Origin of the sequence: Enterobacter sichuanensis (genome assembly GCF_009036245.1) — a bacterium.
Classification (GTDB): Bacteria; Pseudomonadota; Gammaproteobacteria; order Enterobacterales; family Enterobacteriaceae; genus Enterobacter; species Enterobacter sichuanensis.
In genome coordinates this window covers 2,257,034-2,271,420 of sequence record NZ_CP027986.1, presented here as the reverse complement: position 1 = coordinate 2,271,420, position 14,387 = coordinate 2,257,034, and the positions used below count along the sequence as shown (strand labels likewise).

The following is a 14,387-nucleotide window of genomic DNA, read 5'->3' as shown; positions in this document are numbered from 1 at the left end:
AATGCGCTCACGTATGCCAGAAAACAGCAAAAAGATGACAAACTTAAGACAGCATCCCCGCCCGAAGGTGGTGGTGCTGGCCTATGACGGTCTGTGTACCTTCGAATTCGGCGTGGCGGTGGAGATCTTCGGCCTGCCGCGCCCCGAGCTCGGCGACAACTGGTACCGTTTTGCGGTGGCGAGCGTGGATAGCGGTGAACTGCGGGCGACGGGCGGGATCCGTATCATTACCGATGGCGATCTCTCCCTGCTTGAATCTGCCGACCTGATCGTGGTGCCGGGCTGGCGGGGGCTGGAGTCACCGGTTCCGGAGACGCTCTGCCACGCGTTACGTCAGGCCAGCGCACGGGGCTGTCAGCTGCTGTCCATCTGTTCCGGCGTGTTTGTGCTGGCCGCGTCGGGGCTGCTGGACGGACGTAAAGCCACAACGCACTGGCGTTATATTGACGCGCTTAAAGCCCGTTACCCTGATATCGAGGTGGTTGAGGATGTGCTCTACCAGGACGAAGGGGATATTCTGACCTCCGCAGGCAGTGCGGCGGGGATCGATCTCTGCCTGCATGTCGTGCGACGGGATTATGGCATGGAAACAGCCAACAGCGTGGCGCGCCGGCTGGTTATTCCGCCACACAGGGATGGTTCACAGCCGCAGCAGCTGAGCCGCCCGGTGGCGCAGCTGCGGGAAAGTCAGCGACTTGGCCAGCTGTTTGACTTTTTGCACAAGCATCTTAATGAAGCGCACAGTGTCGACTCGCTGGCGCGTCGGGTTGGGATGAGCCAGCGCACCTTTCTGCGTCGCTTCGAGGCGGCGACGGGAACCACGCCAGCCCGCTGGTTACTCCATGAGCGCCTGTTGCGGGCGAAAGATTATCTGGAAAGCAGCCGGTTAAGCATCGACAGCATTGCTGAACAGACCGGGTTTGGTCAGGCATCGACGCTACGTCATCATTTTCGCCAGCAGTTCGCGCTTTCCCCGGCCCAGTATCGCAAACAATTTTCACGTCCGGATGCTGTCCGCTAAGGAGCCAGTCTGGACATCGGCATTTACGATTAACAAGGGAGCACCTGATGGTCACCACCCACGTTTTTATCGCTGTCAGTCTTGATGGCTACATCGCCCGGGAGAATGACGATATTGACTGGCTGTTGCAGCGCGACGATCCGACTGAAGACCATGGCTATACGGCGTTTATTGCGGACAAAGAGTGGATCGTCATGGGGCGCGGAAGCTATGAGAAGGCGGTGACCTTTGATACCTGGCCGTATGACCGGCCGGTGCTGGTGCTCTCCCGACAACTGGCCGACACGCCCGTGCCGGAGGCGCTGAAGGGCAAAGTGCAGTTCTCCCGCCGTGCGCCAAAAGAGGTTCTCGACGATCTGGCGGCGCAAAATGTCCATCGCGTCTATCTCGATGGTGGGCAGGTCATACAGTCGTTCCTGCGCGAAGGACTGGTGGCCGATATGGTGATTACTACCGTTCCTGTTCTGCTTGGCTCGGGAAAACCGCTGTTTGGCACCCTTCCACGGGATATCGATTTGACACTGGTATCCAGCCGCAGCTTCCCTTCGGGCCTGGTACAGTCGCACTATCGGGTCACGACATAACGCTGGTAGCGCCACTGCTGGCAAAAAAAAACCGCCATTATCTGGCGGTAAATGCTTGCATGGATAGATTTGTATTTTGGTCTCTACGTCCCGACACGTCATGGCCGGGCAGCGGATCCCATACAACCTATCACTCTTTATCTCAACGAACCTTAAACAGCCCTGTTAACCCGCCTGGGTATTGATTTGCAAATAACGCATCAGGCCCTGCTCAGCGCTCTGTCTGGCATCATCATTGATGGCCTCAAGATAAAACGAACGCGACACGCCATATGGCGCTTTTTCGGACGGATAGACCGCAAACTGGAATGTTTTCCCGCGCGTCTTGTGAGTGCAGTCTAATTCCCAGCGTTCGTCGTTAATTTTGATGCTATTACAATCAACGCGTCCATAATCGCTGGTTAAATATGATCCTACGCGAGCTTCTGCAGAGTGAATATATTCAGGTGCGTCATTACTGACATAACGAGCGCCAGCCGCGGCCCCTGCTGCAACCACCACAAGCGCCAACACCATTATTTTTTTCATTTATTAAGACCCGTTCCTTAGCCAGAGAATTCTTATTATATAGGATTTATCTCTAAAATTATTGTCCAGTTTTATACCAGAAATGGCGGTTTATCGGCGGTATCTCAATTTTAAGAAAAGTCTCAATATGGTGTTAATTCGACAAAACCTGACAATGGCTTTGCGTTAATTTGAATTTTTGAATAATAACATAATGCAATTATTGCCATGATAGTCCGCGTTCTTATTCTGTGGTGAAGAGATAATGAGAAAAGGCCTGGCACTGGTGATGTTGCTCTGCGCCCTGTTTTCGGGGCAGCTTATGGCGGGGCACAAAGGACATGAATATATTTGGGTGAAAAACGTGGAGCATCAGCTTCGTCATGAAGCCGACAGCGATGAATTGCGAAGCGCGGCGGAAGAGTCGGCAGAGGGTTTGCGCGAGCACCACCTGTGGCAGAAATCGCGCAAACCGGACACGCACGTTCGGTAATTAGCTGCCCTTACGTTTCGGCAGGGTTTTCATCAGATCGTCCGGGCTGACGGACGCCACAATACTGCCGGGCGGTGGCATTTTGAAAATGTGGTTTTTCATCTTGCCAATCACATGCATTTCGCACGGACGACAGTCAAATTTGAGGGTCAGGACTTCGTCTCCGTTTACCAGCTGCATCGGGGTGGCCTTCCAGCTTTTGATATTCCCTTTCGCCTGCTTCGGACACAGGTTGAAGGCAAAGCGCAGGCAGTGCTTGGTGATCATCACCGGCACATCGCCCTTCTCTTCATGCGCTTCATACGCCGCGTCGATCAGCTGCACGCCGTGACGATGGTAGAATTCACGGGCTTTATGGTTGTAGACGTTGGCAAGGAAGGACAAATGCGTATCCGGGTAAACGGGCGCAGGGACGGTTTCAGCTTTACGGCTGCCGCGCGGATACTGCGCCAGGCGCGCCGCATCCAGCATCTCTGCCGTTTCACGGCGGAACGAATTAAGCAGGCTGTTCGGCACGAACAGCGCGTCCGGCAGATTTACCTCGATGGTGCGGGCGTAGTAAATTGTCTGCCCCAGCTTCGCCACGCCGTCCTTCAGGTTGTTAAGCGCTTTTTCGGCGTTATTGGCCACCTCGAACAGACCGTCGAGCGTGTGGGTTACGCTGATGCCATCTTCACAGGTCATGGTCAGAATCAGCTGCTCTTCCCAGCCGCCCAGTTCAATATCCACCGCAATGCGGCGTTCGCTGGAGGTTTTCAGCAGCGCCTGCTGCCAGTTATGATCGAGGTTACGGTTAAGCGCCGCGTTTGGTCGCGCTTTGTAGAGATCGGCTGGCATTTCATTCGGCCAGACACGGTAGCGATTTTTGCCGGTTTTCTCCACCGTATTGGCGCGGAAGCCCACCACTTCACGCTTGATCATCACGTTAAGGCCATCACCATTCGCCAGCGACTCTGTCACTTCAACATCCAGGTGATCCTTCGCCACTTTCAGCACTTCACCGACCGGTAAACCGATAAACTTCGGGGAATCAAACGCGCCGATATCCCCTTTGCGGGCATTGACAAAATAGTCCGTACTGCCGCGATGGAAGGTTTTGTCCGTCGACGGAATAAAGAAATGCTCGGTGCGGCCGGCCGACGCGCGCGCCAGGTCACCGCGGTCTTCAATAATCGCATCCAGCATCTGGCGATAGTGCGCGGTGATGTTCTTCACGTAGCTCATATCTTTGTAACGCCCTTCAATCTTGAAGGAGCGCACGCCTGCGTCGATCAGCGCGCCCAGGTTGGCAGTCTGATCGTTATCCTTCATGGAGAGCAGATGTTTTTCGAACGCCACGACGCGGCCCTGATCGTCTTTCAGGGTATAGGGCAGACGGCAGGCCTGAGAACAGTCGCCGCGGTTGGCGCTGCGGCCCGTTTGCGCGTGGGAAATGTTGCACTGACCGGAATAGGCTACGCACAGTGCACCGTGGATAAAGAACTCAATGGTTGCGTCTGTCGCCTGGTGGATATCGCGGATCTGATTCAGGTTCAGTTCGCGTGCCAGAACGATCTGCGAAAAGCCGACGTCGGAAAGAAACTTCGCCTTCTCTACCGTGCGGATATCACACTGGGTACTGGCATGCAGTTCAATGGGGGGAATATCCAGCTCCAGCACGCCCATGTCCTGCACAATCAGGGCATCGACGCCGGTCTGGTAGAGATCGGTAATCAGACGCTGTGCAGGCTCCAGCTCATCATCATGAAGAATGGTGTTCAGGGTGACGAACACCTTCGCCCCGAAACGGTGGGCGAACGGCACCAGTTCAGCAATATCGCTCAGGCTGTTGCTGGCGTTATGGCGGGCACCGAAGCCAGGGCCGCCAATGTAGACGGCGTCTGCGCCATGAAGGATCGCTTCACGGGCAATGGCGGCGTCGCGGGCCGGGCTTAAAAGTTCAAGATGATGGGATTGCAGGCGCATACTTCGTCGTTATCCGTTATGGTCAAAATGGCGGCTATTGTAGTCAGAAGTATGCGTCAGCGAAACAGTTTTGCGTAGCCTTAGCGGGGATAATGGATCAGCGAATGAAAATGCACCGGCCGGTCGCTGCTGTTACGGTATGCGTGCGGTTTATCACCAGCAAAACGCACGCCTGAATCGGCAGAAAGGGTCTGCCACTGTCCCTCAAGTTTCATCTCCAGCTCACCGCTGATCACCACCACATGTTCAATCACCCCCGCTTCATGCGGCGTGGACTCGCTCAGCGCGCCCGGTGCCAGGGTAATGGAGAAATGATCAAACTTCAGCGTTTCGTCCCACGGAAACAGCGGTTTCACCACCATCGCCTGCTGCTGCGGGTCAAAGACGGCCTGCCGGTCCGCCTCCGGGGTGATAAACGCGGAAAACGGTACGTTCAGTCCGGTGGCGATTTTCCACAGTGTCGACACCGTCGGGCTGGACTCATTGCGCTCAATTTGCCCGAGCATAGCTTTTGATACGCCGGTCTCGTCCGCGAGCTTCGACAAACTCCAGCCGCGCGCCTGGCGCAGCGTTTTCAGTGTTGTTGCAAGATGCAGTGTGATGTCCATGTTCCCTCCTGGTGAGGCCCAGCATACCACTTGTACGCTATAACGCACAGTGTTACCTTATTCCGGACGTTATAACGCACAACGGAGTTCCCATGCGCCCTTCCTCTCATTTCATTCCCGTCACGCTGGCGGGCTTCGTCGCCGTTCTGGTGGGTTACGCCAGTTCTGCTGCCATTATCTGGCAGGCCGCTGCCGCAGCGGGTGCCAGCGCACAGCAGATCGCAGGCTGGATGACCGCCCTGGGAATAGGGATGGGCGTCAGCACGCTGGCGCTTTCCTGGTGGTATAAAGCGCCGGTGCTTACCGCCTGGTCCACGCCCGGTGCCGCGCTGCTGGCCACCAGCCTGCACGGCGTCACGCTGGCAGAAACCGTCGGTGTATTCATTTTTGCCAACGCGCTTATCCTGCTCTGCGGCATCACCGGGTTATTCGCCCGGCTGATGAAGCTGATCCCCCATTCCCTTGCCGCAGCCATGCTGGCGGGTGTGCTTTTGCAGTTTGGCCTGCATGCGTTTGCGCATCTTGAATGGCACTTTTTGCTGTGCGGCAGCATGATTGCGGCATGGCTGCTGGCAAAAGCGCTGGCCCCGCGTTATGCCATCGTGGTCACGCTGCTGGCAGGCGGTATTGTGGCATGGATAAGCGGTGACGTTGTCACCGACAGGCTAACCCTCTCCCTGGTGATGCCTGAATTTGTTGCGCCTACGTTCACCTTCACCAGCCTGGTCAGCATTGGCGTGCCCTTCTTCCTCGTGACCATGGCCTCGCAAAATGCGCCGGGGTTCGCCACGATGAAAGCGTCGGGATATCCGCTGGCGGTCTCCCCGCTAATCATCGTGACGGGTGGACTGGCGCTGCTGTTTTCGCCGTTTGGCGTCTTTTCCATCTGCATAGCGGCGATAACCGCCGCCATTTGTCAAAGCCCGGATGCCCACCCGGATGCGGATAAGCGCTGGCTGGCAGCCATTGCCGCTGGCGGGTTTTATCTGCTGGCGGGGATTTTCGGCGGCTCCATTACCGGGTTGATGGCCGCCCTGCCGCTTAGCTGGATCCAGACGCTGGCCGGTCTGGCGCTACTGGGAACCATCAGCGGGAGTTTATATCAGGCATTACATCACGAAGCGGAGCGCGACGCGGCCATCGTCACGTTTCTGATGACCGCAAGCGGCGTCACGCTGATGGGGATTGGTTCGGCATTCTGGGGGCTGGTGTTGGGCTGCGTGTGCTATTCCCTGTTCTCACGCGCTCGCCGCACGTAGCTGTGAGGGTGTCATGCCCGTCACGCTGCGAAAGCGGTTGCTGAAGTGGCTGGCGGAGTTAAACCCGCAGGCCAGCGCAATGTCCGTCAGCGGCATGGAGGTATGCTGCACCAGCTCTTTCGCTTTGACCATTCGCCTGTGCATCACGTACTGATGCGGCGCCAGCCCCGTCGACTGGCGGAACATGCGGGCAAAATGGTATTCACTGAGGGCGGCCTGCGCCGCCAGTTCGGCCAGCGTCAGGGGCTGCCCCAGGTTCTCTTCGATAAAGGCCAGCACGTTGCGCAGAACAAACGGCGATAACCCGCCGGTGACGACCGGCAGTTTCCACTGCACGTTGGCGTAGTTTTGCAGCAGATGAGTCAGCAGCAGCGTAGAGGCCGTGCTCAGGGTGAGCTGGTTGGCGTTTTGCTGCCAGTCACAGCCCAGTAAGAACTGGCGATACAGCGCGGTGATCTTGGGATCGCTGCCAAAAATGCGTTCGTCCAGGGTCAGCGACAGCGGCCGCTTGTCCCAGATTTTCTCTCCCACGTCGCGCAGGTGCTCATCGGTACAGTAGAGATGCACAAACGACAGGTCATCCCGGATATCCCACGTTGATTCGCTCTCTTTGGGCATCAAACAGAAACGGTCCGGCCCCCCGCCGTTTTTCCAGCCGCCCGGCGTTTTTTGATAGCTTTCGTAACCGTCCGCCACGTACAGGCTCAGGGTGTGATGGTTACTTTTCACCGTTATCGTATCGTGCTTGTTGTACCACGCGGCCAGCTGAATACCGGAATTCAGCGAGACGGTTCCCCGCAGGACTGCATTCTGTTGGCTGAGCGTTTCAAAGGTATCGTAAGCGTGAGACATAACCGTTAGCGCGTGATGGACAGGGATCTCAGTCTAAGAAGAGTTGTCGCCCGTTGCCAGTCCCCGTGAAAGAAAAAAGCGCAAGATTTTGCAAGTCTCCCGCAAGTCGGTGAAAGCCCGGTGCGGGATGCCGCGCCATACTGCGGGCTTCGGTGGTTTAAGAAGAGAAGAATATGAACGCATTATTATACGGACTGGTGGTGATTATCTGGGGAACCACCTGGATTGCGATTTTCCTGCAGCAGGGACCGGTGGCAGCGCCGGTGTCGATTTTCTGGCGCTTCGCGGTCGCCAGCCTCACGATGATGGTGGTGTTACTCGCCCTGCGCCGTCTGCGTACGCTGGCGCTACGGGATCACCTGTTTTGCCTGCTGCAGGGATGCTGTGTTTTCTGCTTTAACTTCTGGTGTTTTTACACGGCAGCGGCACATATCAACACCGGGCTGGAGTCGGTGATCTTCTCCATGGCCGTGCTCTATAACGCCATTAACAGCTTTATTTTCTTCGGGCAGCGCCCACCGGCGCGCTTCTGGACGGCTGCGGCACTGGGCCTGGTCGGGATCATCACCCTCTTCTGGGACGATCTGCTGGCCAGCGGCTGGAGTGCGTCACTGCTGACGGGCATTGGGCTTTCCGCACTCGGTACCTACGGCTTTTCGCTGGGCAATATGATCAGCATGCGCCATCAGCGCAGAGGCCTCGAAACCATGACCACCAACGCCTGGGCGATGCTCTATGGCACGCTGGTGATGGGCTGCATTGCGCTGTTCAGAGGCGATAGCTTCGTGCCGGAGTGGACGCTGAGCTATATGGGCGCGCTGGTCTATCTGGCTCTGTTTGGCTCGGTGATTGCGTTTGGCGCGTACTTCACGCTGGTGGGCCGCATTGGCCCGGGCAAAGCGGCCTACAGCACGCTGCTTTTTCCGCTGGTGGCGCTCTCCATCTCCACGGTGTATGAAGGCTACGTCTGGCATATCAACGGCATTGTTGGATTGGTGCTGATTCTGGGGGGAAATATGGTGATGTTTACCAAACCGGAAACCTGGTTCAGACGCTTGCGGACGGCGTAAATAAAAAAGGCCTGCTCACGCAGGCCTTTTTAGATTATTTCGCGGTTTTTTTCACATCAAACATGGTGGCGTCCGTTGCCATGTCATCAACAACCTGCTTCAGCGTCGCGAAGGTCATTGGTGTATTTTCGTTATTCAGCTCTTTACCTTCGCCTTTACGCACGACCTTCATGACCGGTTTATTGGTCGCCGCATCGATCAGCTCACCTTCAAAGTAGAGATGGGTATCCATGGTGCGATGTCCGGTTGCCATCTGCGTACCGGCAACCACCAGCGCAACAGGCACCACTTCATAGAACTGCAGTCCCTCTTTCTGCGAACTCACCCCGGTAATGGCACCGCGGAAAATCAGGCTGTGTTTACCCGGCGTAGTCACAATCGGCTTACGCGTACCAATAGCGGTTTTCATTTTGTTATTGGTGTAATTCAACAGCTCATCAAGCGTTTTTTGCCCGATTTGAGTGGTGGGTTTTGGCGTTGGATAATAGGTAATTGGCGTCCAGATAATACTGTCGTAGTTAGCTTCGTTATAAGCAGGATCTACCCAACGCAGGGTAGGCTTACCTGTCGCGGACGTCGTTTGCTGTAAACCCGAGTAATCTTTTAAAAAGCCAGAATATTGCTCAGGTGCGGCGACTTTTGAAGAACATCCCGCCAACGCCAACAGACCAGTAAGCACTGCAACTTTAAAAAAAGAGTGAGTACGCATGATGATTTTCCATGTTATATGCAAGTATGCACTTGAAGTTATAGCAAAAGTCTGGCGGGTTTGTTGTGACAAAAAATGATGCGGGTAGCACAAATTGCAAAAAGACTGCCCGGACGCGTGCCGGGCAGTGAAAAGTTACTGATTGATATCCACTTGCCAGAACAGATGTTTGCCAAACGGGTCTATTTCATAGCCCTTCACTTCCTTGCGTACCGGCTCGAAAATCGTTGAATGCGCAATCATTACCGCAGGCATCTGGTCATGCATAATCTGCTGCGCCTCTTTATAGAGCGCCACCCGTTTATCATGATCGGTTATCGATTTGGCCTCAGCGATGATCTTATCAAACGGCTTGTAGCACCATTTCGCCGAGTTTGAGCCGCCATTCGCCGAGGTGCAGGTAAACAGCGGGCCGAAGAAATTATCCGGATCGCCGGTGGCCGTCGTCCAGCCCATCAGTGCGGCCTGATGCTCTCCACCCTTCACGCGTTTAAGGTATTCACCCCATTCGTAGGTGACAATTTTGGTCTGCACACCAACTTTCGCCCAGTCTGCCTGAATCATCTCCGCCATGCGTTTCGCATTCGGGTTGTAGGGCCGCTGGACCGGCATCGCCCATAAGTCGATGCTGACGCCGTTGGCAAAACCGGCCTCTTTCAGCAGCGCTTTCGCCTTCTCCGGATCGTAGTCGTAATCCTTCAGCTCGCTGTCGGCACTCCAGACGCCCGGCGGCAGCAGGTTCTTCGCCGCCGTGCCGGTGCCGTGGAACACCGCGTCAATAATGGCCGGTTTGTTGATGGCCATCGCCAGCGCCTGGCGGACTTTCACGTTATCCAGCGGCGGCTTTTGGGTATTGAACGCCAGGAAGCCGGTATTCAGCCCCGCCTTGCTCATCAGGTTGATATCTTTGTTCGCCTTCATACGCGGCAGGTCTGCCGGGTTCGGGAACGGCATCACCTGGCATTCGTTCTTCTCGATTTTGGCAAAACGCACGGAGGCATCCGGGGTGATGGTAAACACCAGCCGATCCAGCTTCGATTTCCCCTGCCAGTAGTCCGGGAAGGCGGTAAACAAAATGCGAGAATCTTTCTGATACTGCGCCAGCTTAAACGGACCGGTGCCGATCGGCTCCATGTCCACCTTTTCAGGCGTCCCCGCTTTCAGCATCGCGTCGGCATATTCCGCCGACAGAACAGAGGCAAAATACCATGCCAGATCGGCAACAAACGGCGCTTCCGGGTGCGCCAGCGTAAACCGTACGGTGTGGTCATCAACTTTATCAATGGCGGTAATCAGGCTGCCAAACTCCAGGCTTTCGAAGTTGGAGTAGCTGCCGTTTGAGACGTTGTGATAGGGATGGTTGACGTCTTTCTGCCGCATAAACGAGAAAATCACGTCATCGGCGTTAAAGTCGCGGGTCGGCGTGAAGGATTTATTGCTCTGGAACTTGACGCCTTTACGCAGATAGAAGGTGTAAACCTTGCCGTCGTCGCTCACCTCCCAGCGCTCCGCCAGGCTCGGCACCAGCTCCGTGGTGCCGGGTTTGAAATCGACCAGCCGGTTATAGACCGGCACGGCGCTGGCGTCGACGCTGGTTCCCGAGGTGTATAACTGAGGATTAAAGTTTTCCGGCGATCCTTCGGAGCAATACACCAGCGTTTTCGCGGCGACAGCGGAGCTGACCGTCAGCGCCGCGAGTGCCAGCGTGAAAGTTGTAAGTTTGCTTGTCATCGTATATTCCTGTCTTTTTAATTCGACGGCTAATTAATTCTTTTGCCATTTCATAAATAACATTAAAGTGATGTGGCAAACACCCGAAAAATAAATAAGGAACAAATCACTATGGGCTCGCCACTTTCCAGACAATTAACGCACCGCTTTTTTCGCTATCTCGCCATCACCAGCCAGAGCGATCCCAGAGTAAAAACCCTGCCCTCGACCCCGGGCCAGCACGATATGGCGCGGGAACTGGCGCAGGAGCTGACACAGCTGGGTTTAGACGACATTGTGATTGACGAATTCGCCACGGTGACAGCGGTCAAAAAAGGCAACGTCCCCGGTGCGCCGCGCATCGGCTTTATTACCCATATTGATACTGTCGACGTGGGATTATCACCGGATATTCATCCACAAATATTAACGTTTACCGGTGAAGACCTCTGTCTGAATAAAGAGAAAGGGATTTGGCTGCGGGTAAAAGAGCACCCCGAAATTCTCGCCTACCCAAATGAAGAGATTATTTTCAGCGACGGAACCAGCGTACTGGGCGCAGATAATAAAGCGGCGGTCACCGTCGTGATGACGGTGCTGGAAAACCTGACGGCAGAACATCAGCATGGGGATATCGTCGTGGCGTTCGTGCCTGACGAAGAGATCGGTCTGAACGGTGCCAAAGCGCTGGATCTGAAACGCTTCGATGTCGACTTCGCCTGGACCATCGACTGCTGCGAGCTGGGCGAAATCGTTTACGAGAATTTCAATGCGGCCGCCGCCGAGATCCGTTTTACCGGTGTGACGGCGCACCCGATGTCCGCGAAAGGCGTGCTGGTCAATCCCCTGCTGATGGCGACTGACTACATCAGCCATTTTGATCGCCAGCAAACGCCAGAGTGTACCGAAGGTCGCGAAGGCTATATCTGGTTTAACGGCCTCCAGGCCGGGCAGAACGAGGCCGTACTGAAGGCCAATATCCGGGATTTCGATAAAGAGAACTTTGCTGCACGCAAACAGCAGATTGCCGACATCGCCGCGCGGATTGCCGCCCGCTATCCGACGGCCAACGTGGACTATCGCATTGAAGATACCTACAGCAATATCAGCAATGCGATTGGCGAAGACAGGCGCGCTATCGATCTGATGTTTGAGGCGATGGAATCGCTCGGCATCACGCCAAAACCGACGCCAATGCGCGGCGGTACGGACGGGGCGGCGCTCTCGGCAAAAGGCTTACTCACGCCGAACTTCTTTACCGGCGCGCATAACTTCCACTCGAAGTTTGAATTCCTGCCGCTGTCGTCGTTCGAGGCCTCTTACCATACCGCCCTGCAGCTGTGTCTGCTGGCCGCCCGTTAAGCGGGCTTGCGCGCCAGCAGAGTGGCAAAGCGCAGTTTAATGCGGTTCCCGTTTTCATCGGTGCGGTGCAGTTCGCCGGGATCTTCGTTGTATTTACTCAGCTCCCAGCCTTCGTAATAGTTGCTCAGCTCACCGCTTTTGAATGCAAACGGGAAACCGACCGTGCAGGGATAATCTGCCGTATCCATGGCGGCGACAATCAGATTGTAACCGCCCGGCGTGGTGCAGCGCTGCATGTTGGCGATAAGACCCGGGATGGTGTCTGGCTGTAGGAACATCAGCACCACGGTGGAGAGTATAAAATCGTACTCGCCATCAAAGCTCAGGCTGTTGAGATCCTTGATCGCCGTTTGCAGACCCTCAATACATTCCGCCGCTTTGATGCGCTCGATGTTATCAATGCTCATCGGGTTCTTGTCCCACGCGGTCACCTCGTAGCCGTTGGCGGCGAGATACAGGCTGTTGCGACCATTGCCGCAGCCGAGATCGAGGGTTTTACCAGGCTTCACGATTTTCGCGCTGTACAGCACCTCTGAGTGCGTGCGGGTGAGTCCATATTTTTCTGTGAAGTAATTCTCATCGACGGTCATTGTTTTTCCTGCGTCTCTTTAAAATGCATTTTGAATGCCATTTTATGGCGTTTGCCGCAGGGTTGCCAGCCCTTCGAAAACCGAAAACTTTGCTACGTTTACTTATGACGCTTATCAGAGACACGAACATGAATAAATATCGCCTCAGCGACGAAACCCGCCTCTGGCAATGGAAAAACGGCGAGACTACCCACTCAACGACGCTGCGACAGATTATCGCCACGGCGGATTTTAACGACGTAAAAGCCGGTACCCGAGGCGGCTGGATAGACGATGAGCGCGCCCTCGCGCAGGACGGTCACTGCTGGATCTACGACGAAAACAGCGTAGTGTTCGCCGGGGCAACCGTGGCCGGCAACGCGCGCCTCACCCTGCCTTGCACCGTGAGCCATGATGCGCATATCGGGGACAACTGCTGGCTGGATGGCGCGGAGGTGAGCCACGGGGCGCGAATAAGTGACAACGTCACCATTCAACAATCCTGCGTGCGGGGTGAATGCCATATTTACGGCGAGGCTCGCGTGCTGCATCACAGCGTGGTCATTGCGGCCAAAGGACTGACGCCGGACCACGAACAGATCCTGCAAATTTACGATAAGGCGACGGTGAGCCAGTCGCGCATTGTCCACCAGGCGCAAATCTACGGTGAGGCGATGGTCAGCTTTGCGTTTGTTGAGCACCGCGCCGAAATATTCGACAACGCCATCCTCGACGGTAACGATCTGAATAACGTCTGGGTGTGCGATTGCGCAAAAGTCTATGGTAACGCCCGGGTGATTGCCGGTCTTGACGACGATGCCATCCCGACGCTGCGCTACAGCTCCCAGGTGGCGGAAAATGCAGTAGTGGAAGGCAACTGCGTCATCAAGCATCACGTGCTGATAGGCGGTCAGGCATGGCTGCGCGGTGGGCCGATCATGCTGGACGATAAGGTGGTCATTCAGGGCCGCGCGCGGATCAGCGGTGACGTGCTGATTGAGCATCGGGTTGAAATCACCGACGATGCGGTAGTTGAAGCCTTTGCTGGCGAGAGCATTCACCTGCGCGGTGAAAAAGTGATTAACGGCGCGCAGCGCATTACCCGCACCCCGCTGCTGGGGGCGCTATAGGGCGTAAATCTTGCCGTAGATATTTACGTCATCAAAGGCGCCCTTCAGGTATTCCGCTTCCCGCAGACACCCTTCCAGCGTAAAGCCGTTGCGCAGGGCAACGTTGTTGCTGTTCTGATTCGCGACCCGACACTTAATCACAAAACGACGGATCTCACCGCGCTCAGCGTAGTAGCGCATAAATGCCTGCAGTGACTGAGAGAGAATACCCTGCCCCTGATGGTCTTCATCCAGCCAGTAGCCGATGTACCCGGCTTTGTTGGTCGGTTCAATGGTGTTAAACGACAGCACGCCGACCAGCGCATCATCGCTGAAGATCAAAAACATTTTGGCGTAGCCGCGCTGGTGCAGCATCTGGTTACTTTGCACGTTGCGGCGGGTATCCTCTTCGCTGACCGCATGATGCGCCCAGTCAAACGCGCTTTGCAGCCAGGTTCTGTTTTTGACGACGAGGTTGTGCAGCTCAGTGGCATAGCGCTCTTCGACGGCGCGAAGTTCGATAGCGTCAGATACCGGGATAATTTCGGATTTTGCTGCGGTCATTGCCC

General features: G+C 55.6%; 15 protein-coding genes. 7 read left to right on the top strand and 8 right to left on the bottom strand.

What is annotated here, in order from left to right:
* Positions 1-13: 13 nt before the first annotated feature.
* Together ftrA and C1N69_RS10950 are read left to right on the top strand one after the other, a co-directional pair.
* Positions 14-1,021 (top strand): transcriptional regulator FtrA, encoded by a 1,008-nt coding sequence (ftrA, locus tag C1N69_RS10955; RefSeq protein ID WP_094917390.1) that lies wholly within the window; start codon positions 14-16, stop codon positions 1,019-1,021.
* A gap of 47 nt (positions 1,022-1,068) precedes the next feature.
* Positions 1,069-1,605, top strand: coding sequence for a dihydrofolate reductase family protein (locus C1N69_RS10950; RefSeq protein ID WP_155031170.1), 537 nt, complete (start codon positions 1,069-1,071; stop codon positions 1,603-1,605).
* A 165-nt stretch (positions 1,606-1,770) separates the two neighbouring features.
* On the opposite strand, the gene C1N69_RS10945 is transcribed toward C1N69_RS10950, so the two are convergent.
* The gene (locus tag C1N69_RS10945; RefSeq protein WP_025756405.1) at positions 1,771-2,133 is read right to left on the bottom strand and encodes a hypothetical protein; all 363 of its coding nucleotides are present in this window, start codon (positions 2,131-2,133) and stop codon (positions 1,771-1,773) included.
* 244 nt (positions 2,134-2,377) lie between these two features.
* Between C1N69_RS10945 and C1N69_RS10940 the strand changes: the two genes are divergently transcribed.
* Positions 2,378-2,605 (top strand): DUF2554 family protein, encoded by a 228-nt coding sequence (locus C1N69_RS10940; protein ID WP_224752908.1) that lies wholly within the window; start codon positions 2,378-2,380, stop codon positions 2,603-2,605.
* On the opposite strand, the gene C1N69_RS10935 is transcribed toward C1N69_RS10940, so the two are convergent.
* Together C1N69_RS10935 and C1N69_RS10930 are read right to left on the bottom strand one after the other, a co-directional pair.
* Positions 2,606-4,570, bottom strand: a complete 1,965-nt coding sequence (locus tag C1N69_RS10935; RefSeq protein ID WP_155031169.1) for a peptidase U32 family protein — start codon at positions 4,568-4,570, stop codon at positions 2,606-2,608.
* 80 nt (positions 4,571-4,650) lie between these two features.
* Complete coding sequence (locus C1N69_RS10930; protein WP_025756402.1) at positions 4,651-5,178, bottom strand: helix-turn-helix domain-containing protein; 528 nt, start codon at positions 5,176-5,178, stop codon at positions 4,651-4,653.
* Between the two features lie 92 nt (positions 5,179-5,270).
* On the opposite strand from C1N69_RS10930, the gene C1N69_RS10925 reads away from it, so the two are divergent.
* A complete protein-coding gene (locus C1N69_RS10925; RefSeq protein ID WP_155031168.1) occupies positions 5,271-6,437 on the top strand; it encodes a benzoate/H(+) symporter BenE family transporter in 1,167 nt (388 codons plus the stop codon).
* On the opposite strand, the gene C1N69_RS10920 is transcribed toward C1N69_RS10925, so the two are convergent.
* Positions 6,417-7,289, bottom strand: a complete 873-nt coding sequence (locus C1N69_RS10920) for a helix-turn-helix transcriptional regulator (protein ID WP_025756401.1) — start codon at positions 7,287-7,289, stop codon at positions 6,417-6,419. The two genes, C1N69_RS10925 and C1N69_RS10920, sit on opposite strands and share 21 nt — an antisense overlap.
* A 173-nt stretch (positions 7,290-7,462) precedes the next feature.
* On the opposite strand from C1N69_RS10920, the gene C1N69_RS10915 reads away from it, so the two are divergent.
* Positions 7,463-8,359: a DMT family transporter gene (locus tag C1N69_RS10915; RefSeq protein ID WP_045284367.1), complete on the top strand. Its 897-nt coding sequence runs from the start codon at positions 7,463-7,465 to the stop codon at positions 8,357-8,359.
* 34 nt (positions 8,360-8,393) lie between these two features.
* Here the strand turns inward: C1N69_RS10915 and C1N69_RS10910 are convergent, their stop codons facing one another.
* Together C1N69_RS10910 and C1N69_RS10905 are read right to left on the bottom strand one after the other, a co-directional pair.
* The gene (locus tag C1N69_RS10910; protein WP_025756399.1) at positions 8,394-9,068 is read right to left on the bottom strand and encodes a DUF3313 domain-containing protein; all 675 of its coding nucleotides are present in this window, start codon (positions 9,066-9,068) and stop codon (positions 8,394-8,396) included.
* Positions 9,069-9,203: 135 nt separating this feature from the next.
* Positions 9,204-10,799, bottom strand: coding sequence for an ABC transporter substrate-binding protein (locus C1N69_RS10905; RefSeq protein WP_059386569.1), 1,596 nt, complete (start codon positions 10,797-10,799; stop codon positions 9,204-9,206).
* A gap of 111 nt (positions 10,800-10,910) precedes the next feature.
* On the opposite strand from C1N69_RS10905, the gene pepT reads away from it, so the two are divergent.
* Positions 10,911-12,140 carry a peptidase T gene (pepT, locus tag C1N69_RS10900; RefSeq protein WP_155031167.1) on the top strand — a complete coding sequence of 410 codons (1,230 nt, stop codon included), beginning with the start codon at positions 10,911-10,913 and terminating at the stop codon, positions 12,138-12,140.
* On the opposite strand, the gene tehB is transcribed toward pepT, so the two are convergent.
* Positions 12,137-12,730 (bottom strand): tellurite resistance methyltransferase TehB, encoded by a 594-nt coding sequence (tehB, locus tag C1N69_RS10895; RefSeq protein ID WP_155031166.1) that lies wholly within the window; start codon positions 12,728-12,730, stop codon positions 12,137-12,139. The genes pepT and tehB overlap by 4 nt on opposite strands.
* Before the next feature lie 128 nt (positions 12,731-12,858).
* Here tehB and ydcK point away from each other — a divergent pair, with 128 nt between their 5' ends.
* A complete protein-coding gene (ydcK, locus tag C1N69_RS10890) occupies positions 12,859-13,839 on the top strand; it encodes a YdcK family protein (RefSeq protein WP_155031165.1) in 981 nt (326 codons plus the stop codon).
* On the opposite strand, the gene rimL is transcribed toward ydcK, so the two are convergent.
* Positions 13,834-14,382, bottom strand: coding sequence for a 50S ribosomal protein L7/L12-serine acetyltransferase (gene rimL / locus C1N69_RS10885; RefSeq protein ID WP_155031164.1), 549 nt, complete (start codon positions 14,380-14,382; stop codon positions 13,834-13,836). The genes ydcK and rimL overlap by 6 nt on opposite strands.
* Positions 14,383-14,387 lie beyond the last annotated feature (5 nt).

Excerpts from the sequence above, each read along its gene's own strand:
- ftrA (WP_094917390.1), top strand. The coding sequence starts at position 14 with ATGCCAGAAAACAGCAAAAAGATGACAAACTTAAGACAGCATCCCCGC.
- C1N69_RS10950 (WP_155031170.1), top strand. The coding sequence starts at position 1,069 with ATGGTCACCACCCACGTTTTTATCGCTGTCAGTCTTGATGGCTACATC.
- C1N69_RS10945 (WP_025756405.1), bottom strand. The coding sequence starts at position 2,133 with ATGAAAAAAATAATGGTGTTGGCGCTTGTGGTGGTTGCAGCAGGGGCC.
- C1N69_RS10940 (WP_224752908.1), top strand. The coding sequence starts at position 2,378 with ATGAGAAAAGGCCTGGCACTGGTGATGTTGCTCTGCGCCCTGTTTTCG.
- C1N69_RS10935 (WP_155031169.1), bottom strand. The coding sequence starts at position 4,570 with ATGCGCCTGCAATCCCATCATCTTGAACTTTTAAGCCCGGCCCGCGAC.
- C1N69_RS10930 (WP_025756402.1), bottom strand. The coding sequence starts at position 5,178 with ATGGACATCACACTGCATCTTGCAACAACACTGAAAACGCTGCGCCAG.
- C1N69_RS10925 (WP_155031168.1), top strand. The coding sequence starts at position 5,271 with ATGCGCCCTTCCTCTCATTTCATTCCCGTCACGCTGGCGGGCTTCGTC.
- C1N69_RS10920 (WP_025756401.1), bottom strand. The coding sequence starts at position 7,289 with ATGTCTCACGCTTACGATACCTTTGAAACGCTCAGCCAACAGAATGCA.
- C1N69_RS10915 (WP_045284367.1), top strand. The coding sequence starts at position 7,463 with ATGAACGCATTATTATACGGACTGGTGGTGATTATCTGGGGAACCACC.
- C1N69_RS10910 (WP_025756399.1), bottom strand. The coding sequence starts at position 9,068 with ATGCGTACTCACTCTTTTTTTAAAGTTGCAGTGCTTACTGGTCTGTTG.
- C1N69_RS10905 (WP_059386569.1), bottom strand. The coding sequence starts at position 10,799 with ATGACAAGCAAACTTACAACTTTCACGCTGGCACTCGCGGCGCTGACG.
- pepT (WP_155031167.1), top strand. The coding sequence starts at position 10,911 with ATGGGCTCGCCACTTTCCAGACAATTAACGCACCGCTTTTTTCGCTAT.
- tehB (WP_155031166.1), bottom strand. The coding sequence starts at position 12,730 with ATGACCGTCGATGAGAATTACTTCACAGAAAAATATGGACTCACCCGC.
- ydcK (WP_155031165.1), top strand. The coding sequence starts at position 12,859 with ATGAATAAATATCGCCTCAGCGACGAAACCCGCCTCTGGCAATGGAAA.
- rimL (WP_155031164.1), bottom strand. The coding sequence starts at position 14,382 with ATGACCGCAGCAAAATCCGAAATTATCCCGGTATCTGACGCTATCGAA.